Source organism: Cupriavidus pauculus, from assembly GCF_008801835.1.
GTDB lineage: Bacteria > Pseudomonadota > Gammaproteobacteria > Burkholderiales > Burkholderiaceae > Cupriavidus > Cupriavidus pauculus.
The window spans coordinates 1-21808 of the sequence record NZ_VZOW01000028.1 but is presented as its reverse complement, the minus strand read 5'-3'; the positions used below and the strand labels follow the sequence as shown (position 1 = coordinate 21808).

General features: G+C 64.8%; 19 protein-coding genes and 1 pseudogene. 9 read left to right on the top strand and 11 right to left on the bottom strand.

Going from position 1 to position 21808, the window contains the following annotated elements; genetic code table 11:
* The first annotated feature begins 102 nt into the window (after positions 1-102).
* The 4 genes from F7R19_RS22560 (at position 103) to F7R19_RS22545 (ending at position 3966) form a co-directional block, all read left to right on the top strand.
* On the top strand, positions 103-996 hold the full coding sequence (locus tag F7R19_RS22560; protein ID WP_061957620.1) for a LysR substrate-binding domain-containing protein: 894 nt from the start codon (positions 103-105) through the stop codon (positions 994-996).
* Between the two features lie 410 nt (positions 997-1406).
* A complete protein-coding gene (locus F7R19_RS22555) occupies positions 1407-1712 on the top strand; it encodes a FeoA family protein (RefSeq protein WP_061957658.1) in 306 nt (101 codons plus the stop codon).
* A gap of 33 nt (positions 1713-1745) precedes the next feature.
* Complete coding sequence (gene feoB, locus F7R19_RS22550; protein WP_061957619.1) at positions 1746-3605, top strand: ferrous iron transport protein B; 1860 nt, start codon at positions 1746-1748, stop codon at positions 3603-3605.
* A 43-nt stretch (positions 3606-3648) separates the two neighbouring features.
* Positions 3649-3966, top strand: coding sequence for a DUF6587 family protein (locus tag F7R19_RS22545; protein ID WP_061957618.1), 318 nt, complete (start codon positions 3649-3651; stop codon positions 3964-3966).
* Between the two features lie 215 nt (positions 3967-4181).
* Here the strand turns inward: F7R19_RS22545 and F7R19_RS22540 are convergent, their stop codons facing one another.
* Positions 4182-5561, bottom strand: a complete 1380-nt coding sequence (locus tag F7R19_RS22540; RefSeq protein WP_223505998.1) for a hypothetical protein — start codon at positions 5559-5561, stop codon at positions 4182-4184.
* Between the two features lie 545 nt (positions 5562-6106).
* Between F7R19_RS22540 and leuA the strand changes: the two genes are divergently transcribed.
* Together leuA and F7R19_RS22530 are read left to right on the top strand one after the other, a co-directional pair.
* A complete protein-coding gene (gene leuA / locus F7R19_RS22535; RefSeq protein ID WP_211922780.1) occupies positions 6107-7795 on the top strand; it encodes a 2-isopropylmalate synthase in 1689 nt (562 codons plus the stop codon).
* 417 nt (positions 7796-8212) lie between these two features.
* Entirely contained in the window at positions 8213-8815 is a 603-nt protein-coding gene (locus F7R19_RS22530) for an OmpW/AlkL family protein (RefSeq protein ID WP_061957615.1), read from the top strand.
* A 156-nt stretch (positions 8816-8971) separates the two neighbouring features.
* Here F7R19_RS22530 and F7R19_RS22525 read toward each other — a convergent pair whose 3' ends face one another.
* Positions 8972-10459 (bottom strand): AMP nucleosidase, encoded by a 1488-nt coding sequence (locus tag F7R19_RS22525; RefSeq protein WP_061957614.1) that lies wholly within the window; start codon positions 10457-10459, stop codon positions 8972-8974.
* A gap of 239 nt (positions 10460-10698) precedes the next feature.
* Between F7R19_RS22525 and F7R19_RS22520 the strand changes: the two genes are divergently transcribed.
* Positions 10699-11088: a GNAT family N-acetyltransferase gene (locus F7R19_RS22520; protein ID WP_061957657.1), complete on the top strand. Its 390-nt coding sequence runs from the start codon at positions 10699-10701 to the stop codon at positions 11086-11088.
* Positions 11089-11126: 38 nt separating this feature from the next.
* On the opposite strand, the gene F7R19_RS22515 is transcribed toward F7R19_RS22520, so the two are convergent.
* From F7R19_RS22515 to F7R19_RS22500, 4 genes are all read right to left on the bottom strand, one after another.
* Positions 11127-11900, bottom strand: a complete 774-nt coding sequence (locus F7R19_RS22515) for an NADPH-dependent F420 reductase (protein ID WP_150982076.1) — start codon at positions 11898-11900, stop codon at positions 11127-11129.
* A gap of 301 nt (positions 11901-12201) precedes the next feature.
* Positions 12202-13179: a Bug family tripartite tricarboxylate transporter substrate binding protein gene (locus tag F7R19_RS22510; protein ID WP_150982075.1), complete on the bottom strand. Its 978-nt coding sequence runs from the start codon at positions 13177-13179 to the stop codon at positions 12202-12204.
* Between the two features lie 44 nt (positions 13180-13223).
* Positions 13224-13592, bottom strand: a complete 369-nt coding sequence (locus F7R19_RS22505; RefSeq protein ID WP_150982074.1) for an AtuA-related protein — start codon at positions 13590-13592, stop codon at positions 13224-13226.
* A 12-nt stretch (positions 13593-13604) separates the two neighbouring features.
* Entirely contained in the window at positions 13605-14966 is a 1362-nt protein-coding gene (locus tag F7R19_RS22500) for an acyclic terpene utilization AtuA family protein (protein ID WP_150982073.1), read from the bottom strand.
* A gap of 156 nt (positions 14967-15122) precedes the next feature.
* Between F7R19_RS22500 and F7R19_RS22495 the strand changes: the two genes are divergently transcribed.
* Complete coding sequence (locus F7R19_RS22495; RefSeq protein WP_150982072.1) at positions 15123-16025, top strand: LysR family transcriptional regulator; 903 nt, start codon at positions 15123-15125, stop codon at positions 16023-16025.
* 9 nt (positions 16026-16034) lie between these two features.
* Here F7R19_RS22495 and F7R19_RS22490 read toward each other — a convergent pair whose 3' ends face one another.
* Complete coding sequence (locus F7R19_RS22490) at positions 16035-16814, bottom strand: SDR family oxidoreductase (protein WP_061957609.1); 780 nt, start codon at positions 16812-16814, stop codon at positions 16035-16037.
* An 8-nt stretch (positions 16815-16822) separates the two neighbouring features.
* On the bottom strand, positions 16823-18178 hold the full coding sequence (locus F7R19_RS30705; protein WP_425545178.1) for an ABC transporter substrate-binding protein: 1356 nt from the start codon (positions 18176-18178) through the stop codon (positions 16823-16825).
* Positions 18179-18375: 197 nt separating this feature from the next.
* Here F7R19_RS30705 and F7R19_RS22480 point away from each other — a divergent pair, with 197 nt between their 5' ends.
* On the top strand, positions 18376-19107 hold the full coding sequence (locus tag F7R19_RS22480) for a hypothetical protein (RefSeq protein WP_150982071.1): 732 nt from the start codon (positions 18376-18378) through the stop codon (positions 19105-19107).
* A 97-nt stretch (positions 19108-19204) separates the two neighbouring features.
* Here F7R19_RS22480 and F7R19_RS22475 read toward each other — a convergent pair whose 3' ends face one another.
* From F7R19_RS22475 to F7R19_RS29860, 3 genes and pseudogenes are all read right to left on the bottom strand, one after another.
* The gene (locus tag F7R19_RS22475; protein ID WP_061957607.1) at positions 19205-19717 is read right to left on the bottom strand and encodes a hypothetical protein; all 513 of its coding nucleotides are present in this window, start codon (positions 19715-19717) and stop codon (positions 19205-19207) included.
* A gap of 165 nt (positions 19718-19882) precedes the next feature.
* Positions 19883-21322 (bottom strand): acetate kinase, encoded by a 1440-nt coding sequence (locus F7R19_RS22470; protein ID WP_061957606.1) that lies wholly within the window; start codon positions 21320-21322, stop codon positions 19883-19885.
* Between the two features lie 71 nt (positions 21323-21393).
* Positions 21394-21808 (bottom strand): annotated as a pseudogene (locus F7R19_RS29860) (hypothetical protein); the annotation flags it as partial.

The window sequence follows — 21808 nt, the reverse complement described above, 5'->3', positions numbered from 1 at the left end:
CCCTGCGAATTGGGGCGGGATGGTTTGGGACGCATTATTTGATGCGCAACGATTCGTGTCTAATTCTAAAATTGACTCGATCCATATAATTTTTATATCGCCATGGAATTTCGCCATCTGCGCTATTTCCTCGTGCTGGCCGAGGAACTGCATTTCGGGCGCGCCGCGAAACGGCTGTCGATTTCGCAGCCGCCGTTGTCGCTCAACATCCAGCAGCTCGAAGCATCCGTCGGGGCGCGCCTGTTCGAGCGCGATAGCCGTGGCGTGCGACTGACCGCCGCCGGGCGAGCGTTTCGGGAATCGGCCACGGCATTGCTGGCGCAGGCGGAATCGGCGCGGCTGCTGGCGCGCGAGATCGAGGCCGGCGCGGTGGGCCGGTTGCGCGTCGGCTTTGTCGGCTCGATGCTGTACCGCGGCCTGCCGCAACGGCTGCAGGAATTCCAGGCGCGCTATCCGGGCATCCATGTGGCACTGACCGAACTCAATTCGCAGGAACAGATCGACGCGCTGCTGCACGGCGAACTGGACGCTGGCTTCGTCCACACCAGCCGCGTACCCGACGAACTGGCCGCCACGCTCGCGCATACCGAGCCTTTTGTCTGCTGCATGCCCGCCGATCACCCGCTGACGGCGCGTGCCGAACTGGCGCTGGCGGACCTGCGCGGCGAGCCATTTGTGCTGTTCTCGCGCAAGGCGTCGCCGGACTACTACAGCCGTATCTTCGATATGTGCGCGGCGCAGGGCTTTTATCCGCGTATTCAGCATGAAGTGCGGCACTGGCTGTCGGTGGTTTCGCTGGTCTCCCAGGGCATGGGCGTGGCGGTGGTGCCGGCCGCGATGGCACGCTCCGGCATGGCCGGCGCCGCATTCCGGCCGCTGGCCGATTCCACAGTGCCGTCGGAGGTCTATTGCGTCTGGAAAACGATGCCCGACCATCCCGCGCGCGACCACTTTGTCGAAACGGTCAAGGCTGCGATGGCTGCGGAGGCGGGCTGATCGCCGCGCCGATTTGCACGCCATCGGCGCCGATCGGCGCCGGAGAGAAAAAAGCCACTGGCAAGAAGACCAGTGGCTTTTGAAAGTACGCGTGGAACGGGGTGTTCAGCGTGCCCGCAGCTTATGCTGCCGACTGCGTTCGGCCAATACCGCAAATGCGTTATTCGCAAGAACACGCCGGAATTTCCCGCTCATTGCTGCGAGGAACGAGGGGAATCTCACTGCACCTGATGCCGGCCAGCGCCCCTCATTGCATCGATCTTTTCGCCCGCCAGGTTGCGGCCTCGCTTGCCATAAAGGCACGAAAACGGCGTGAATGCTATACAATCGAGAACGATTTCTATTTACGTACCCGACAGGCGTTTTTGGCCTGTTGCGCGGCGGTGATCCCGCCCTTGGACTGGAAGCATATGCGGTTGTCTGAACTGTCCCGGCGCACGGTCGCCATCGTGAAATCGGTGGACGATGCCACCCCGAACGATCCCGTCGCGCGCCGCCTGCGCGATCTCGGCTTTGTGCCGGGAGAAACCGTGCAGATCATCACCTTCGGCCCGTTTGGCAAGGACCCGCTGGTCGCGCAGGTGGGCTTCACGCGATTTGCGCTGCGCCGCTCGGAAGCGGACCGCATTGCCGTGGAGATTGCCTCCGCGACGATTTCCAGCATTGTCCCCGCCAGCCAGGCCGATACGCCTGACGCCGCCAAGCGCATTGCGTGAAGGCCGCCCGACGCCGCCAGGATCCCGCTCATCATGTCAGTTGCACAGCATCCCTCCGCCCTGCGCATTGCGCTGGTAGGTAATCCCAACTGCGGCAAGACCGCGTTGTTCAACCGCCTGACCGGCAGCCGCCAAAAGGTGGCCAACTATGCCGGCGTGACCGTCGAGCGCAAGGAAGGCGTATTTACGTCGCCCGCCGGCCGCACGGTCCGCATCCTCGATCTGCCGGGCGCCTACAGCCTGCACTCGGCCAGCCTTGACGAGGCGATCACGCGGGAAGTCTGCATGGGGCAGCGCCCCGGCGAGGCACGCCCGGACCTACTGGTGTCGGTGGTCGACGCCACCAACCTGCGCCTGCACCTGCGCTTCGTGCTGGAATTGCGCCGCCTCGGCCTGCCGATGGTGGTGGTGCTCAATATGAGCGATGCGGCTGCGCGCCGCGGCATCCTGATCGACCGCGAGGCGCTTTCGCAGGCGCTGGGCGTGCCCGTCGTGCAAACCGTCGCGGTCAAGCGCGACGGCGCGGCCGGGCTGGTCCGCCTGTTCGACGAATCACTGCCGCCGGCGCCGCCCGCGCAGCCGCTCGACAGCGTGTCGGAACTCGACACGCACGCCGAAGTGAAGCGCCTGCTCGATATCGCCGTCACCATGCCGACGCGCACCGCGCGCTTCGACGATGCGATGGATCGCGTCGTGCTGCATCCGGTATTCGGTCTGGTCATTCTTGCGGTACTGCTGTTCTTTATGTTCCAGGCTGTGTTCTCGTGGGCCGCGCCGATGATGGACGGCATCGAGGCCGGCGTGCACTGGTTCGGCGAATGGCTGGGCGCGATGCTGCCCGACGGCATGCTCAAGAGCCTGCTGGTCGATGGCCTGATCGCAGGCCTTGGCAGCGTGGTGGTCTTTTTGCCGCAGATCCTGATCCTGTTTCTGTTCATCCTGACGCTCGAGGAATCGGGCTACCTGCCGCGCGCCGCGTTCCTGCTCGATCGGCTAATGATGGGCGCGGGCTTGTCGGGACGATCGTTCATTCCGCTGCTGTCGAGCTTTGCGTGCGCGATCCCCGGCATCATGGCCACCCGCACGATTCAGGACCCGCGCGACCGCCTGACCACGATCCTCGTGGCGCCGCTGATGACGTGTTCGGCGCGGCTGCCCGTGTATGCGCTGCTGATCGGCGCGTTCATTCCCGAGCGGACCGTCGGCGGCATGTTCAACCTGCAGGGCCTGGTGCTGTTCGCGCTGTATGTGGCCGGCATCGTCAGCGCGCTGGTGGTGGCATACGTGCTCAAGTGGTTCCGCCGCGACCGCACCGATCATCCGCTGCTGATGGAGCTGCCGTCGTACCGCGTGCCCAATCCGCGCGATATCGCCATCGGCCTGTGGGAACGCGCGCGGATTTTTCTGTCGCGCGTGGGCAAGGTGATCCTGACGCTGACCGTGCTGTTGTGGTTTCTGGCCAGCTTCCCGTCGCCGCCGGCCGGCGCCACCCTGCCGCCGATCGACTACAGTTTTGCAGGCATGATCGGCCAGGCGCTGGAACATGTGTTTGCGCCAATCGGCTTCAACTGGCAGATCTGCGTGGCGCTGGTGCCTGGTCTGGCCGCGCGCGAAGTGGCCGTGGGCGCGCTGGCGACGGTGTACGCGCTATCCGGCAGCGATGACACGGTGGCCGTGCAGCTGGCGCCGATGATCGCCGCGCAATGGTCGCTGGCCACGGCGCTGTCGCTGCTGGCCTGGTACGTGTTTGCCCCGCAGTGCATTTCCACGCTGGCGGTGATCCGCCGCGAGACCAATTCCTGGAAGGTGATGGCCGCCTCGGCCGCCTACCTGACGGGCCTGGCCTACCTCGCGTCGTTCATCACCTATCGCGTGGCGTTGATGTTCAGCTGATCGCACGGAAACGGCAGCGCAGTTATCCAATCCAACAGCCATCATGACGCTCTACCACGCCTTTGAAACCCTGCTGGTCCCGCTGATCGTGCTGGGCTGTGCCGTGCACGTCGTGGCTCGCTACATGCCGCGCACGCGCGAGCGCGTGAAAGCGAACCTGGCCGCCGCGCTGGGCGGCGTCTCGGCCAAAGGCTGGCGTGCATGGCTGGTGCAGCGTCTGGCGCCGACGCAGGCGGCGGGCTGCGCCAGCGGCTGCGATACAAACAGCGGCTGCGGCTCGTGCGGATCGAATACATCCGGGGCGACCGGGGCTACGGCGGCAAGCCACGAGCAGATCATCCGCTTCTCACGCAAGCCGTGATCCGGACCACCACGACATGCAAACGGCGACCCTCGGGTCGCCGTTTTTTCTGGGTGATCGAGGTGACTTGCCGACGCGGCGACAGCGCATGAACGCCACGCAGAAACGGGTACGCATCCCGCGCTTTGCGTGCGCTGCCGCTGCAACGAAAAGCGCCTGCCGCAGCCGCGGCCGCAGCAGGCGTTTGCTGGTTCACGGGCGCCGGCCCGTTGCCGTTATTGCACGGTGCCCGGGATGATCAGCGTCACCGGCATCGCCTCCGGTCCGGCGGTGCAAGACACGGTGACCGTGAACGGACCCGAGCCGGTGGGCACGATCGTCGCCAGATTGGGCGGGAATGTCTGGTTGATCGACACCGGTCCGCTTCTGACCGCCCAGGCCCAGGTGCCGTTGCAGCCCATGATGCCCTCGTCGATACCGCGATGCATGATGTGCGCGGCGATCGGTATGCCGCCGCCCGGCACCACCAGCGGATTCGGACCGTCATAGACCAGCGCCCACGTCGGCTGCTCGGTCACTAGCAGCGTGGCACGCGGCTCGGCACTCAACGTGAGGCTGCCGGCCATCTCCGACAGCACGCTTTGCAGCGGCGACGCGCCGTTTGCGCGGCTGGTGCTGACCGTAGTCACGCGCGTGGCCGAATTGGGCAGCACGGCCAGCGACGGCGAAGTGGTCATATACGTCCACAGGCCGCTGAAATCCGCCGTGGCATCGCTTTCATCGTGACGCACCACGCGCGAATCGTAGGTTTGCGGATAGCCGTTGAGCACGTTCAGCGCGTTGATCTGCGTGCCGAACTGCGACAGCACCAGTCGATACGTCGATACGCTGCTCTTGAACACCGAGACGAAGAACGATGCGGTCAGCGTGTTGCCGTCCGGGGCCGTCACCTGGACGCTCACGGTCGATTGCGCCGGCGTGTCGCTGGCATTTACGCCGCGCAAGGTGCCGACATTGGCCGCGCCCGTGACCTGCACCGCCGCCGCGCTGCTGCGCCAGGTCCAACCGGTGGCCGTCGCGGAGCGATCGGCGCCATCGCTGTCGATCAGCGACGCCGTGACCGGCAATACCTGTCCGTCCGTCATCGACAACACCGGATAGGGCAGCGCCAGGCTGTACGTCTTCACGCCCGGCGCCACCACGGTGATGGTGGCCGCGGACTGCGGCAGCACGGTAGTGGCGCCGCTGGCACCGGTCACGGTCGCCACCACGCTGATCGTGGCCGTGCCCGTGCCGATGCCGCCAACCAGCGCGCTACCCGGAACAGTGCTGCTGGATACCGCTGCCACAGCGTTGTTCGAAGTCGACCAGACAAAGGCTGTGGAGCCCGTCACGTCGTTGCCAAGATCGTCGACGACGGACGCCACCAGCGTGATCGAATTGCCGATGCTGACCTGGCCCGAGGTCTGGTTCATCACCAGCGTGTAAGACTTGGCCACGGCCGCCGTGCCGCCTGGGCTGCCGCCGGCTCCGCCGTTGCTGCCCGCAGGCGCCGCGCCGCTTGTCCCCGATCCACCCCCGCCACCGCCGCATGCCGCCATCAACATTGCCGTTGCCATGCAGGCAAGCCAGCTTATCCACGTGCGCGTAAGCATGTTTCGCTCCCCCGTTCGTTGTTTTTGGGCCCGTTCCCTGTATCAACCAGCCTAGGCGCGATGTGCCCCGCGATGTACCGGCCAGACGATTGAGCGGCATCCCACATATCGGTTGGATGCCATCCGTTGGGGGGAAAGCGTGCGCAGCGGCACGCGGCCAGTGAGGCGCGCGCGGCGCGCCAAGATGCGGGCAGCGAGTTGACGCCTGCGCGCGTTTTGCACTACGCTGCGGTCTGTCGCTCGCATCCGTCGGGCGATTTACACCTCCGCACGATGAACGCCTGCACCCTCAACCTCCGCCACGCCGCCGATGCCTCGCGCATCGATGCAGCCGTGCGCGCGTGCGTTGCGGGCCTGCTGTCGTGCCGCGCCCTGCGCGCTTCCTCGCTACTGCTAAGCCTACCGATCGGTTGCCGGGCCTAGGGCCTCGTGGCAGTTCGGCAGCCTTCTGGCCACCTTTATTTCGTTTTCCGACTGAACCGGAACGCTCGCACGACGAGACGTTTTCCATTGCTTCCTTAGCGAGGAAGGAGAAACCCATGCCCATGTTGCGCAACCCCGCCGCCAAATACCGCCCCGCCACCGTCGTCGATCTGCCTGATCGGACCTGGCCATCGCAGACCATCACGCGTGCGCCGCGCTGGATGAGCACCGATCTGCGCGACGGCAACCAGGCGCTGATCGAGCCGATGAACAGCGCGCGCAAGCTGCGCTTTTTCGAACAGCTGGTGAAGATCGGCGTGAAGGAGATCGAGGTCGCATTCCCGTCCGCATCGCAAACCGATTTCGATTTCGTGCGTATGCTGATCGAAGAAGACCGCATCCCCGAGGACGTCACGATTGTTGTCCTGACCCAGGCGCGCGACGACCTGATCCGCCGCACGGTCGAATCGGTGCGCGGCGCCAGGCGCGCGACCGTGCATCTTTACAACCCGATCGCACCGGCGTGGCGTCGCATCGTGTTCAATGCATCGCGCGAGGAAATCAAGGAAGTGGCCGTGTCGGGCACTCGTCTGATCCGCGCGCTGACCGATGCGATGCCGGAAACCGCCTGGTCCTACCAATATTCGCCCGAAACCTTCAGCCTGGCGGAACTCGATTTTTCGCTGGAAGTATCGGACGCGGTCTCGGCCGTGTGGCAGCCCGACGCCTCGCGCCCGATGATCCTGAATCTGCCCACCACGGTGGAATGCAGCACGCCCAACATCTTTGCCGACCAGATCGAATGGATGCATCGACGGCTGGCGCGCCGCGAGCACATCGTGCTGTCCGTGCATCCGCATAACGATCGCGGCACGGCGGTGGCCGCGGCCGAACTCGCCGTGATGGCCGGCGCCGACCGCGTGGAAGGCTGCCTGTTCGGCAACGGCGAGCGCACCGGCAATGTGGATCTGGTCACGCTGGCGCTGAACCTCTACACGCAGGGCGTCGATCCGGAGCTTGATTTTTCAGATATCGACGAAGTCCGCCAGTGCGTCGAGCACTGCAATCAGTTGCCGGTGCATCCGCGTCATCCGTACGTTGGCGACCTGGTGTTCACTGCATTTTCGGGCTCGCATCAGGACGCCATCCGCAAGGGCTTTGCGCAGCAGAAGCCGGACGCGATCTGGGAAGTGCCGTACCTGCCGATCGATCCGGCCGATCTCGGCCGCAGCTACGACGCGGTGATCCGCGTCAACAGCCAGTCCGGCAAGGGCGGCATGGCGTATCTGCTGGAGCAGATGCATGGCATCTACATGCCGCGCCGCCTGCAGATCGAATTCAGCCGTGCGGTGCAGGTCATGACCGATGAAACCGGACTCGAGGCCAGCGCCGAGGACCTTTATGCGCTGTTCCGCCGCGAGTACCTCGATGTGCAGGCGCCGCTGCGCTATGTATCGCACCGGATGGTATCGACCGACAGCCACGCGGCGGAAATCGACATGGAAATGCTGCGCGACGGCCGCACGGTACAGGTGCGCGGTACGGGCAACGGCCCGATCGACGCCGCGGTCGATGCATTTTCGCGCGGGCTGGGCATTGCGGTGCGCGTCATGGACTATCACGAACATGCGATGGCCAGCGGCGCGGATGCCAGGGCGGCGTGCTATGTCGAGGTACGGGTGGGCGATTCGCCGACCGGCTTCGGCGCCGGCATGGACGCAAATATCGTCACGGCATCGCTCAAGGCCATGGTGTCGGGCGTGAATCGCCATCTTGCGACAAACGCCGTCGAGCAGCCGCAGGCGGCCTGACCGGCTGGCGCCGCTGCCAAGAAAAACGGTGTGCCCTGCCCCCACAGGGCACACCTGGAAAGACGTCCGGCAGGACGTCCACGACATGCGTGGTGCACAACCACGAGCCCACAGCGTACGGGCCGCGAGGCCCGGACGCCACGAATAAATCCGCATGTAAATAGAAACATCGGCACGCTTGCGCAGGCATTGCGCCAGCCATGTTTCAATCTGTCGCGCATTGACGACGATTCTTCGTTGAATGTGTGTCGGCTGCCATTCACTTGTCCTGCATCAAGGTCCAGCGCATTCGCGAACGACAAACTGGTCGCACTTTTTGCTCATTAGTGCCTGACCACCATGACCACTGCACCCACTTCAACCACTGTAACCACCGTAACTACTGCCCGCCGCAAGCCCCTCGCCTCCTCCATCTGCATGGCGCTCGCCGCCGCAACCATCGGCACCCTTTCTGCCCCGGCCTTTGCCGCCGAAGAGGCTGAAGGCAACTGGATGGTCCGCCTGCGCGGCACATTCCTGGATATGGGTCCCACCACCGCGGCGCCGATCGGCGGCGTAGGCCCTTCGGACCGCATCAGCGTCAACAACAAGTGGATTCCGGAAGTTGACGTCACGTACTTCATCGTGCCGCACATCGCCGCCGAGCTGGTACTGACCATTCCGCAAAAGCAGGACGTCAGCCTGGACGGCACGCAGATCGGTACGTTCAAGCACCTGCCGCCAAGCCTGCTGCTGCAATACCACTTCTTGCCCAACGGCACGTTCCGTCCGTATATCGGCGCCGGCGTCAACGCCACGCGCGTCTACGGCGCCAACCTGGGCGGTCTCACGCTGGACAACTGGAGCGTCGGTCCCGCGCTGCAGATCGGCATGGACTACAAGCTCAACAAGAACTGGTTCCTGAACGTCGATGCCAAGAAGGTGTGGATCTCCACCAACGTCTACGCTGGCAACGTCAAGGTATCGTCGTTGAACCTGGACCCGTGGCTGTTCAGCGCCGGTATCGGCTACCGCTTCTAAGAAATTACGATTCTCCGAACGACACTTTCCATTGTCGTCTTTTGGCCAGGGCGTCTATCGACGCCCGTCCCGGCTCACAGCGCGCGGCGATCCCGCGCGTTTTTTTATTTTGATCGTTATATTTCTGCGCGCGGGAAAACAGGTTCGTCGATCGACCTACCGGAACGCCGGCTCGTCGAAGCTGCGCAGCTTGCGCGAGTGAAGTTGTTCGACACCGCTTTCGCGCAGGATGCGAATCGCCTCGAGGCCAATCGTCATATGCTGACTGACTCGCTGGCGATAGAACGCGTTGGCCATGCCGCGCAGCTTCAGTTCGCCATGCAGCGGCTTGTCCGAAACGCATAGCAACGTGCCGTACGGCACGCGCAGGCGGAAGCCGTTGGCGGCTACGGCGGCGCTCTCCATGTCGATGGCAATGGCGCGCGACTGGTTGAAACGCGCATACAGCGCCTTCGATTTCAGTTCCCAGTTGCGGTCATCGGTCGATACCACGGTGCCGGTGCGCATGCGCGTCTTCATTTCCGTGCCCGAGAGACCTGTCACACGCGCCACGGCTTCCTGCAGTGCCACCTGGATTTCCGCAATTGGCGGCACGGGCACCCAGGGCGGCAGATCGTGATCGAGTACGTGGTCGTCGCGGACATACGCGTGGGCCAACACATAGTCGCCAAGTTGCTGCGAGCGGCGCAGGCCGCCGCAGTGCCCCACCATCAACCAGCAATGCGGGCGCAACACAGCGAGGTGATCGGTCATGGTCTTGGCGTTTGACGGCCCCACGCCGATATTCACCAGCGTGACACCAAGCCCGTCATCGCGCACGAGGTGATAGGCCGGCATCTGCGGCAGCGCGCGCGGACGCGCCGCGTCGTCGGGCTCCGCCTGTCCAAGCTGCTGCACGATATCGCCGGGCTCGACAAAGCGCACGTAGCCGTCGCCGCCGTCTCCGGACATGAGATCGCGGCCCAGCGCGACGAACTCGTCGACATAGCGTTGATAGTTCGTGAACAAAACAAACCGCTGGAAGTGTTGCGGCGCCGTGCCGGTGTAGTGATAGAGGCGTTGCAGCGCAAGGTCCACACGTTCCGCGGGAAACAGCGCCAGCGGCCACGCCTCGCCCGGCGTCGGCTCATACGTGCCGTTGGCGATGGAATCGTCGATGCGGCTCAGTTCCGGCAATACGAACGAGGCCTCCAGCTCGCGCGCCTGCGTGAAGCTGATGTCGGTGGTGGACGCCTCGATGACAAACGGCAGCGGAATTGGGCGGCGCGACAAACCCACCACCACGGGAACACGGTGATAGCGCAGCAGTCGCTCGATCTGGTCGCGATAGTAATCGCACAGCAAATCCGGCCGTGTCACAGTGGTGCCGTACACGCCAGGGTAGGCCACGGTGCCCCATGATGGCCGACTGTCGGTCACCATCGTTTCCAGGTTCACCGAGATGCCCAGGTACGGATAGCACGCATGCGCGGCCGATGGCAGCGGTTTTCCCTGCGCAAACGCATCGAAGCGCGCGCGCACGGCTGCAACCGAGCTGTCGTAAATCTCGCGAATGCGCGCCAGCGCGCTATCGGCATCGTTGAACTCGGCCAGTTGGTCGGCGGGATGAGCGGAGGAGAAGATCGGGGCGTTCATGGCAGCCATGATACCGCCAGCTTTCGAAGCACGACAGACCGGCACGCGCGCACCGTGCGCGGGCGAACGCTGGCATTTCCAGACAAAGTTGTTTGACTCGCTGGCATTCGCTTCGCTACACTCTGTCGCCGAAACGCGCTCCAAAACGCGCAACCGCAAGGTGTGACGCGTGGCGCAAGCGCCCTGCGCCCCCCACTTCTGGAGGGACTGCACACATGCGCGCCGGAATCAGGCTGGAGGAATCGTCGATGGAAATCCGTAACCCGTTGCCCGCAGAAATCGAAGCGGCCAGACAACTGCTGGCTGCGAACGGGTGGGAACAACGGGTCGGCAATCCCGAGCGGTTTGCGCAGCTGATCGCCAACTCGCAGCGCGTGGCCGTCGCGGTTGAAAAAGGCGAAGTCATCGGCTTTGCCCGCGCGCTTTGCGACGATATCTCCAACGGCTACATCTCGATGGTTGCGGTGGCGCCCCAACATCGCCGGCGCGGCATTGGGCGCGCGCTGCTGCGCCACGTGATGGGCAACGATCCCGATATCACTTGGGTACTGCGCGCGGCGCGCTCGTCAGAAGCGGCATTCTTCGGCCAGCTCGGCTTCACCCCGTCGATGGTGGCCATGGAGTGGCGGCGCCGCTAACAGCCCGCGCGCGCCGCTAGCGCACCATTGCTGCACCATTACTGCGCCATCGCACGCCTGAATTCCTCGGCGCTGCCGACCTGATGGAATAGTTCGCCGCCAGGCGCAAAGCGATCGGCGCTGGAAAGCCCGCCCACTACGACCGGTTCGAATCCCGCATCGCGCACCAGATCCGCAGCCACCGCCAGCGCTGCGGCGTCGTCGCCGGCCAGCGGCACCGCCATCAGCGGCGGCTGACGATGGCTTTCACGCGCGAAGTCGCCGGCACTCGTGAAGTTGAAAACGCGCACCACGCGCGCGCCGCGCAGGTATTTTGCCGTGGTCGTCCCGATGCCATTGGCTTTGACCTCGTCGACGATGGCGCCGTCGCGCGGCGACACCGCGTTGGTGGCGTCCAGCACGATCTTGCCCGCCCAGCTATTCTGTTGCGCCACGTCCGGCACGGCGCCATAAGGCACCGCCAACAGCAACACATCGGCAAACGCCACGGCCTGGGCCACGGTGCCCGCATGCGCCAGCGGCCCGAGCGATTCGGTCAGGGTCTTCAACGATTCCGGGTGGCGCGACGAGAACATCACGGGATGGCCGGCCTTGACCCACAGGCCGCCCACCGTTCCGCCGATGCGGCCGGAACCAATCACGCCGATCCTCAAGGGTTCCCGCGGCCGCGATGACGGGGACGCACCGGGCATCGCCGCGGGTTGCCCCGATTGCGCCGAAGCATGCCCAAGGGTCCCTGCCAGCAGCACCGACCAGCCACCCGCGATCAGTATCCGACGCCGTGCGTGCGATGCCTTGTACGTCGTCCTCATGGCGCGTCTCCGATGATTCCGATGGAGTCACTTTAGGCGAAATCGAGTCGCCGTGACGCCGCGAGGCTCTCTCGCAAGTCTCGCCCCATATCTCGACGGACGCCCGACAAGTGTCGTGGCATCGACATGCGTGCACGAGGAAGCGCCACGTATGCATGACATGCAACGCAACCTCGCAGCCATGTCATCCGGGCTTGCGGACATCCGCCGCCATTTGGCATCGCTTTGGCATTCCGCGTCGATCGCCCCCGATGATCAGGCTGTTCGATAGGCGACCGTACCCGTTTCTGCGTACCGCAAATTACTCAGGCTGGATCCCTGCGGCCTTGATGATGCGGCCCCATTTTTCCGATTCCTGTCCCTGGAACTTGGCCAGCTCGGCTGGCGAGCTCGTGAACACATCGGTGCCGGTCGACTTGTAGAACGTCGCAGCCGTGTCGCTCTTGGCGGCTTTCACCAGCAACTGGTTGAGTTTGGTCACCACGGCCGGCGGCGTGCCGGTCGGCGCGTACGCGGCGAACCAATAGCTCATTTCATAGCCCTTGACGCCCGCTTCGTCGATGGTCGGCACGTCCGGCGCCAGCGGCGAGCGCGATTTGCCCGACACGCCCAGCGCGCGCAGCTTGCCGGTTTTCACCTGCGGCAGCCCCGTCGCGGTATCGGTGATCATCATCTGGATCTGGTTGCCCAGCAGGTCCGTGATGGCCAGCGGATTGCTCTTGTAAGGCACGTGCAGCAATTGCACATGCGCCATCTGCTGGAACAGTTCACCCGCAATACGCGACGATGAACTGCCGCTGCCGAAGCTGATCTTGCCGGGCTCTTTGCGGGCCAGCGCGATGAATTCGCCTACCGTCTTTGCCGGCAGTTGCGGATTGACCACCATGATCTGCCCGCCGCGGCCCAGCGCCGTCAGCGGCGCATAGTCCTTCACCGGGTCATAGGGCAGTTTCTTGAACAAATGCTCGTTGGCCGCATGCGTGGTGTTGGTGGTGATCAGCACCGTGTACCCGTCGGGCGCGGCCTTGGCCACATCGCTTGCGGCGATGAAACCGTTCGCTCCCGGCTTGTTATCCACCACGACGGTGACCTTGCTGTCTACCGTCACGGCCTGCCCGATCGCGCGCGCCAGCTGGTCGGTGGCGCTGCCCGCAGCAAACGGCACGACAAAGCGGATCGGCTTGTCGGGATACTCGGCCCACGCGCTGCCCGCGGGCAAGGCCAGGCACGCGAACGTGGCTAGTGCGGCAATGGCCAGCGGCCTGCGAATTCCGTACATCTGTGTCTCCTCGATTCGTTTTGAAATATGGGACGGCTCGGCAGTCATGGGGCGCCGCCGGCGAGCCGCGGCGGCAAGGGGATGGGCAGACCCAACAGCAGAAAGGCCAGCGCCTTGCCGTGGGTGTCGAGATTCAGGGCATCGTTGACGCCGCCGTCGAGCGCGCCATCGATCACGAAATTCATGGCCTGGATCGACGGCACCACATAGCGTTTGACCGCGGTGGGCCGGCGCGCGGCAAACAACGCGCGCACGGCATCCTCGGTCACATGCTCGACCAGATGATCAAAATCGCGCGCGTCATACGCGATCACGCTGATATTGGAGCGGTCACCCTTGTCGCCAGTGCGGCCGTGGGCAAATTGGTAGAGCGGTGCGGTGGCGCTGGCGGTGCCGGTGGCGTTTGCGATCATGGCGGGCTCCGGTCAGGCAATAAAGGAATGCGTGGCCGCTACGGCATCGCGCGGCACCAGACATGACGTGGCGTTCAGCCGCGTCCGCAGCGCGGTGCGCACACCGCCTCCGCCGGCCGGCCCGCACGTATAGAGCGCGTTGACTTCGCGCAGCAGCGCTTCAGCAATCGCCTTGTCCTCGTGCGCCAGCGCGGCGCGCATGCGCACGTCCCGCGCGTCGGCCTCGCCCGGCTGCGGCGTGGCCAGCATCGCGCCATCGTCATCGGCAAAGACGCTTAGCACGCCGATCAGATCGAAACGGATCGGTACGTCGTAGCCAAGCCCCGCCATGCGCTTGCGAACGATATCGGCGGCCAGCCGCGCACGCGCCGCCGCGTTGGGGCCCGCATACGAGATCTCGCCCTCGGCGAACCAGCCGCCCTGGTGAAACAGATTCGCCTTGAGCTGCGCCGGGCGCGCATGGCCACGAATGTTGCGCACCGCCACGCGGTCGACACCGATCTGCTCGACGGTCACGCCGCCGATGTCGGCGACCACGTCGGGCGTCAAATACGCGCAGGGGTCGTGCACTTCGTACAGCAGTTGTTCTTTCACGGTGCGCAGGTCGACACAGCCGCCCGTGTCGGCCGCCTTGAAGATCTCGATACCGCCGTCGGCGTCGATCTGCGCGATAGGGAAGCCCACCGCATGCACATCGGGCACGTCCTTCATGCCCGGATCGGCAAAATAGCCGCCGCTGACCTGCGCGCCGCATTCCAGCAAATGGCCCGCCATGGTGGCGGCCGCCACACGATCCCAGTCATCCCAGGCCCACCCGAAATGCGCCATGGCTGGGCCGACCGCCAGCGCGGGGTCCGCCACGCGACCGCACACCACCACCTGCGCGCCGGCGCGCAGCGCATCGGCGATGCCCTGTGCGCCGATATAGGCGTTGGCGCAGACAAAACGCGCGTCGGCAACAGCGTCGCCCACGATGCCGCGCAGTGTCGCGCGACCGGCATCATGCGACAGGTCATCGCCCTCCACCACCGCCACGCGCGGCGCTGGCAGCCCCAGCGCGTGCGCAAGCGCCAGAACGCGGCGCGCCGCCGCACGCGGGTTGGCGGCGCCGAAATTGCCGACGATCGGAATACGGTTGGCCAGGCACAGGCCCAGCACCGGCGTCAGCAACTGATCCAGCAAGGGCTCATAACCATGATCGGGATTGCTGCGCCGCGCCAGTTGGGCCAGCGCTAGCGTGCGCTCGGCCAGCGTTTCGAAGATCAGCGCAGCGGGGCCGCCAGCGGCGATCAGCGTCCGCACCACGGGTAGTGCGGCGTCGGTGCGGTCGCCGGAGAATCCGGCGCCGCACCCGATCAGCAGGGGAACAGTCATGGTCGAGGGCACAAGGGGCAGTGGCAGCGGTACGCGGCAGGGATTGGCAGCGATGCCATTCTAGGCCCGCATCGTTTCCCTCAACAAACGGATGATTTGGATTAATCTATCGAATCGCTCAATGAATCTGCCGGCCTGTTCGCGCGCCGGATCGCCATGCTGTCAAACCTGTCAGTCAAGCATCTGCGCGCGTTTATCGCGCTGGCCACCCATCGCAATTTCACCCGCGCGGCGCAGGCCACCCATCTGTCGCAATCGGCGTTCAGCACATTGATCCAGACGCTGGAAGAGCAGGCCGGCAGTCGCCTGTTCGAACGCACCACGCGCCACGTGGACCTGAGCGCCGACGGCCGGCGCTTCGAGGAAGTGGCGCGGCGCCTGCTGGCCGACTTCGAAACCGCCTTCGAAGACCTGCGCGATCATGCCGAGCGGCGCAAGGGCCGGGTGTCGATCGCTGCGCTGCCGTCGCTGGCTGGCGGCGATCTGCCGCCGCTGCTGGCGGATTTCCATCGCCGCTACCCGGGCATCTCGCTAGCGCTGCACGATCAGTTGGCCGACGGTTGCATCGACCTGGTCCGCCGCGGCCAGGCCGATTTCGCCCTGGCGCCGGCACCGGCGCAGGACAGCGATTTGCGGATCGAACCACTGGTGCACGACAGCTTTCATCTGGTCTGCCCGATCGACCATCCGCTGGCAGCCAGACGCCGTATCGCGCCGCAGGCGCTGGCGGGACTGCCGTTCATTCAGTTGTCGCGTACCAGCAGCGTGCGCCAGCATCTGGACGCGGCGCTGCATCCGCAGAAACTGCACGGCGTGATGGAGGTGGAACACCTGGCTACGGTCGCGGCGCTGGTGGAGGCGGGGCTGGGCGTATCGGTCGTGCCGGCGCTGGCGCTGTTCCAGTTTCGCCGCGCGGGGCTGGCGATCCGGCCGATGCAGATGCCAACGCTGGTGCGCGACATCTGCCTGGTCCGCCTCAAGGAACGCAGCGATTCGGCCGCCGCCACGGCGCTGATCGACTGCCTGCGCGCGCACTACGGCAGCGCCCGGCGCGCGTGATGGCGACAGTCAGAAATGGCCGAGATATCCACCGTCGACGGCGAGCACCTGCCCGCTGACGTAGGACGCGGCGGGCGACGCCAGAAACACCACGGCGCCGGCCACTTCGTCCGGCTGCCCCCAACGCCCCAGTGACGTGCGATCGCGCAGCCACTGGGCGACCGTTTCATCGGCCACCATGCTTTGGTTCGGTTCGGTGGCGAAGTATCCGGGAGCAATCGCGTTGACGGTGATGCCCTGCCGGCCCAGGTCGGCCGCCATCGCGCGCGTGAGCGCATCGAGCCCGCCCTTGGTGGCCGGATAGAGCACGTCGTTGGCGCGCGCGATCTGGCCGGCGATCGAACTCACATTGACGATGCGTCCGTAACCGCCGCGCCGCATCAGCTGCGCGGCGTGCCGGCACATTGCGTACGGCGCGACGAGGTTGGTTTCGAGCATCGCGCGCAGATCGCCGGCATCGAGTTGCGCCATGCCGTTGCGGTTGCGCGCGCCCGCGTTGTTGACGAGGATGTCGAGCCGTCCATGCCGCGCCGCGAGATCGGCAAAGGTCTGCGCCACCGCGGCCTCGTCGGTGATATCGAGCACGCATGGTTCTGCACTGGCCCCACGCTTCTGCAATTGCGCCACGGCATCCGCGACGCGCGCGGTGTTGCGCGCGCAGACCAGAACATGCGCGCCCGCATCGGCCAGACCGGCGGCAATCGCCAAGCCCAAACCCTGCGCGCCGCCAGTCACCAGCGCAACGCGGCCGGTCAGCGAAAAAGGATGGGAAGCGGGAGAGGTCAGCATGGCGGCAACTATACCGCAGCACCTTGCGCGCGCCACCCCGGCCGCCTGGCCGCCCCAGTGAGCCCCGGCGCGGAGCGGACGGCCGGCCCGCTCAGCGGATCAGCTTGCCCGTCGACGAGACGATCGACATTTCGACGAACGACGAACCGGTGTGGCGCGTGGGGCTGTAGCTGATCAGGATGCCGCCGAGATCGTAGTCGCGCAGGTTTTCCAGCGCGGCGATCAGCTTTTCGCGCGTGGGCTCGGGCCCGGCGCGCCGCAGTCCTTCCACCAGCACCTTGGCCGACATGAAACCTTCCATGCCGGCATTGCTGGGCTCCACTTTCTGCGCCTTGGCCATGCCGCGATATTCGCTGGCAATGCTCATCTGGCTGGAATTCATGCCGGGCACCACCTGCGTGATGATCAGGCCCTTGCCGTCGTCGCCCAGCTCCTTTGATAAATGAATCGGCGGCGTTGTTGGACAGCGTGACGAACTGCGCCGCGCTGCCGGCCTTTTTCATCTCGCGGATGATCCTGGCCGCTTCCGAACCCGAGCCGATCACCATCACGGCCTGTGGATTGGCCTTGTTGACGGTGGCCACGCCCTGGCTGATATCGCCCATCGGCCGATTGAACGACGCCGCGCCCGCCGGTTGCACGCCGCGCGCCTGTAATGCCGTGTTGAAGCCTTCAAACACATCCTGACCAAAGCCATCGTTGGCATAAAAGATCGCGATGCGACTCATGCCGGACGTGGCCAGGTGATTGATCGCACGCGCCACTTCGTCCTGGTATTTCGCGCGCACGTTGAACACGTAGCGGTTGACCGGACGATGCAGCGTGATGGCGCCGGTCAGCGGTGCAATCAACGGCACCTTCTCCGCGCCGATGATCGGCAGGATGCTTTCGTTCTGCGGCGTGCCGCGCACCATGAACAGCGCAAAGACCTTGTCTTCGCCAATCAGCTTGCGCACGTTGTCGGGCGTGCGCTTGGCGTCGAAGCCATCGTCATAGGTCAGCAGTTCGATCTTGCGCCCCGCCACGCCGCCATTGGCGTTCACGTGGTTCAGGTACACCTGCGCGCCAGCGATCTGTTCCTTCACCGAACCCGCTACCGGCCCGCTCACGCCCGCCGATTGCCCGATCCGGATGGTGGATTTGCCAATGCCGGGCTCGGCCAGCGCCATCATCGGCGCGACCCATCCTAGCGTGGCGGCGAGTATGCCGCACGCCAACTGTCTAGCGTTCTTCATGTTGTCGACCCCTCCAAAAGCGCTGGCTTGAATGATGTTTTTTGCCGCGACGCGCCGCGCAAGCCCTGCACCCGAAGGTGCGCTGCACAGCGCTTTGGGAAGGTAACTCAAAGGACCGGCTTGTTCCAACAGATGCAGCCGACAATTTGCTGGGGACGGCCGAAGTGTTGCGGGAAATGCACGGCCGGGGTGTGAGCGCCGCCGCGCGTATCAGGACCGCAAACGATAGGGGAAGCACCGCCGGTTCATGACGCGCAGCGACATATACTCATTCTCGCAATCGGCTCGAGACGAGCGCGATTGCATGGAACCCGTCTGTCCGGCGCATGACCACGCGCAACGTCAAATGGCTGCCGCTTTGCCAAGCTTCCGTTTCTCAAAAAACGGCCAGATTATCGACCGTTTGGGCACTTAAAGGACACCTACAAACCATGCGCATCAAGACATTCAAATTTGACCAGCTGCATGTGGTCAATCATTCACGCCGGTCAGGCTGGTGCGTAGGAATAACGCTCTGGCTGATTTCCCGCTTGCAGAATGGCAATGGGCCGCTCGCGGCCATTTCCGCCAACGACGCCTTGCAGCGCATCTGTCGAGACACAGGCATGCTGGTAAATTCGGTCGGCAAGAACACGATTACCCCGGGCTACGGGCAATTGCGTCTGGACATCAGCGTACTGCAGGAAAACTACTGCAATCTGATCGACTCGGGCATACCGGGAACCTGGCTGACCGGTGAAACGCTGCCCCCGGCCGGAATCGCCGTAATGCAGCTGTGTTACCAGGAAAGGGGGCTGCCCGGCTTGAAACACAGGCGCGGCAACCATGCTGGCCTTTGCGTTTGGAATCCCGGTGAGGCGTTGCTGTTCGATCCCAACATGGGTGCCCTATATCTGGACTTCGCGCCCGAACAGAACAACATTCTACTGACCAGAAAAATCATCGATCGGGCACTGACCAAAATGGCCGCCGAGCTGGCTCCAAATTCAAAGTACGAGTCTCGCTTCGTTGGCATGTACGTGGAGATCGGCCACACGCTTGGCCGGCAAAGGACATAAGCATCGCAAACCTGTTTCGATGGCCACGCACGCATGGCATGCCTCGCCGACGCACCGCATTGCACGGTGCGCCGTCACAACGACAGGCGAGGATCGATCAGGGAAATGCCGGCACTGCCGGATCCATGCCGGCAAAGCGTGCTTCGGGATGGGCGCGTTGCAGCAGCGCCTCGATTTCCTCGATGCGGCCGCGCGGCACGTCGACCATCAACAGCAGCTTGCCCGATTCGATCTCAGTTTCGAACGCGCGCAGGCGGCTGTTGGGCGCCGAACTGCCGATCATGCTGGCTGCCCACGCGCCAAACACCGCGCCCAGCACGGCGAGCACGCCGACCAGACCCCATTGCGGGGTGTCGCTGACAATCGGGAACATCGCCACCACCACGCCGGCGACGATACCCACTCCGCCGCCCACCATCAGGCCCATTTCCGCCGCGTGCACGATGTCCGAAGTCTGGAACAGGTTGGCTTCATGCAACCCGGTCATATCGGCGCCATCCTTCGCCACAAAGTGAATATGGCGATTCTCGACGCGCGCGAGCAGCAGGTCGTCCATGGTGCGGCGGGCGCTTGCCAGGTCGGGCAACAACCAGAAGATCCGTTTGCGCATGACTTGCCTCCTCTGTCAGGCCGCCCCGGTTTCGTCGCGATCCGTCTGGGACGGTTTCGTTCGTTCTACTACCTTGCAGATAACTGTGCAAGGCATCGAACGGATGACTGCGGGATGACCCGCGCGAGAAGAATTTCGCGCGTCACCTCGCAGTGCATCACGACGTCAGAATGTGATCGGCAGGCGCAGCGTGACGGTCAAATCGGGCGTATCGCGCGTGAGGCCCGCGCCCACTGAAAGGTTGAGCGTGTAGCGGTTGTTGAAGCGATACGAATAGCCCACCAGCAGCGTGCCCTGCGTGATGCGCACGGAACCGGGAATGGTCTGGCCGTTCTGCTTGGTCGGCCAGATGATGCTCTGGTCGTAGCCGATACTGAATGATGCGTGTTCGTTCAGCGACAGACCCATGCCGAAGTTGAACTGGAAAATGTCGCCCGGCGCTATCTTGCCGAGATTCTCCTTCTCGCCATTGAGCACGGTTCGGCTGACGTTGTCGCGCGCGAAGTTGTGCAGATAGCTGAAGGTGCCGAAGAACACCGCCGGATCGGTCGGCAACAGCCACGTCACGCCGGGCTGGATCGCCTGGAAGCCCGTGCCGGTCGGCATGCCCAGCGGCAAGCCGGTACCGGTGGTGTTACTCACGCAGCGCGTCACGCAATCGGTCACGACTTCGAACGGATCCTTGCCGGTGTTCGACTTGTAGCGCAGCCAGCCGATGAAGAACGGCATCCTCTCGTTGCCGAAGTTGAGCTGGTAGCGCACGGTCGCTTCCACATCGCCCAGCCCGCTGCCGCTGGAGTTGAACACGTTGTCGACCGCCGTGCCCGTGAAGACTTCGCGGCTCACGGTATCGGAGCTGGAATGCACGTAGGGCACCTTCGCTTCGATTTCCAGCCGCTTGGTCAGGCCGTAGCGGAAGGCCACCGCGCCGATGTAGGTGGTGGTCTTCACCTCGCGCACGTCGATCAGGCCGATCAGCACGGCGGGAATCACCGTGTAGCCCACCAGCGCCACGCGATTGCTGGACGAATAGCCGTACTGCAGGCTCGGTTCCACCACCACCTTGCCGGCGGGCGTGAGCACGCCAGGCTGGTCGAAGATCGGCGCGATTTCCGGCGGACGCGTATCGCGTTCGGGTGGCCGTCCCACGGGCTCCTCGGCACCTGCGGCCGCTTCCCCGGGCTGCGCACCCTGCGCATTGCCCATGTTGTTGGGCGGCGCTGCGGACGGCGCCTGCTGCGCCTGCACGCCCTGCTGCACGGTGCTGTCGATCTGCGTGGCGCTTGCGCCGGCGGCGGCGGCCGCGGCATTGGTGGCGGCATTGCCTGGCGTCATCCCGGTGCCCTGTCCGCCGCGCTTGCGCGACAGCGTTTCGTTGTTCACCGTGCTGCGCAGCTCGCGAATCGTATCCTGCTGCTCCGCCAGCGCGCGCCGCATGTCCTCAAGCTGGCGCGCCTGGTCGGCAAGTTCCTTCTGCAACGATTCCAGCCGTGCGGCGGCAGGCGGTCCCGCGTCTGGCGGTGTCTGTGCCTGCGCCATGCTGCCAAGCAGCAGCATTGTCGAGCATCCCGCATAGCGGATGCCCTGCAGCGAACGCTTCTTCATGACGTCTTCCTCCCCCGGGGCGGCGGGCACACTGCAAGGCCCGCACCTGTTCGTTCATGACTACACGCGATTTACCTCATTGCGGCGGACCTTTGGATAACGCTGTTCAACGCAGTGTTTGCCATTTGCGCGCGGAACGCGGCCAGGGTGTTCACGCTTGCGTTGAGAGTCATCAGGCTCTGGATGTTCTGGTTGTTGAGGTTATTCTGGATCACCGTGCCCGGCATGTTCGATAGCGCACCTACGTTTGCCGAGTTGCCCGCGCCGTTCTGCACGACGGTAAGCAGGCCGTTGGTCACCACGGTGCCGGTGGCATTGGCCACGGCTTGCTGCGCCAGGCCAGCCGCGCCCGCTGCCGTGGCAGCCGCGCCGTTCGCCGCGGCACTGGCAGCGCTGCTCGCCGCACCGGCCGCACCTTGCGCGGTAGTGGCGGCGCCGTTGGCCGTGGCCACGGCCGGGTTGGCGGCGCCCTGCGCGGCAGCGGCT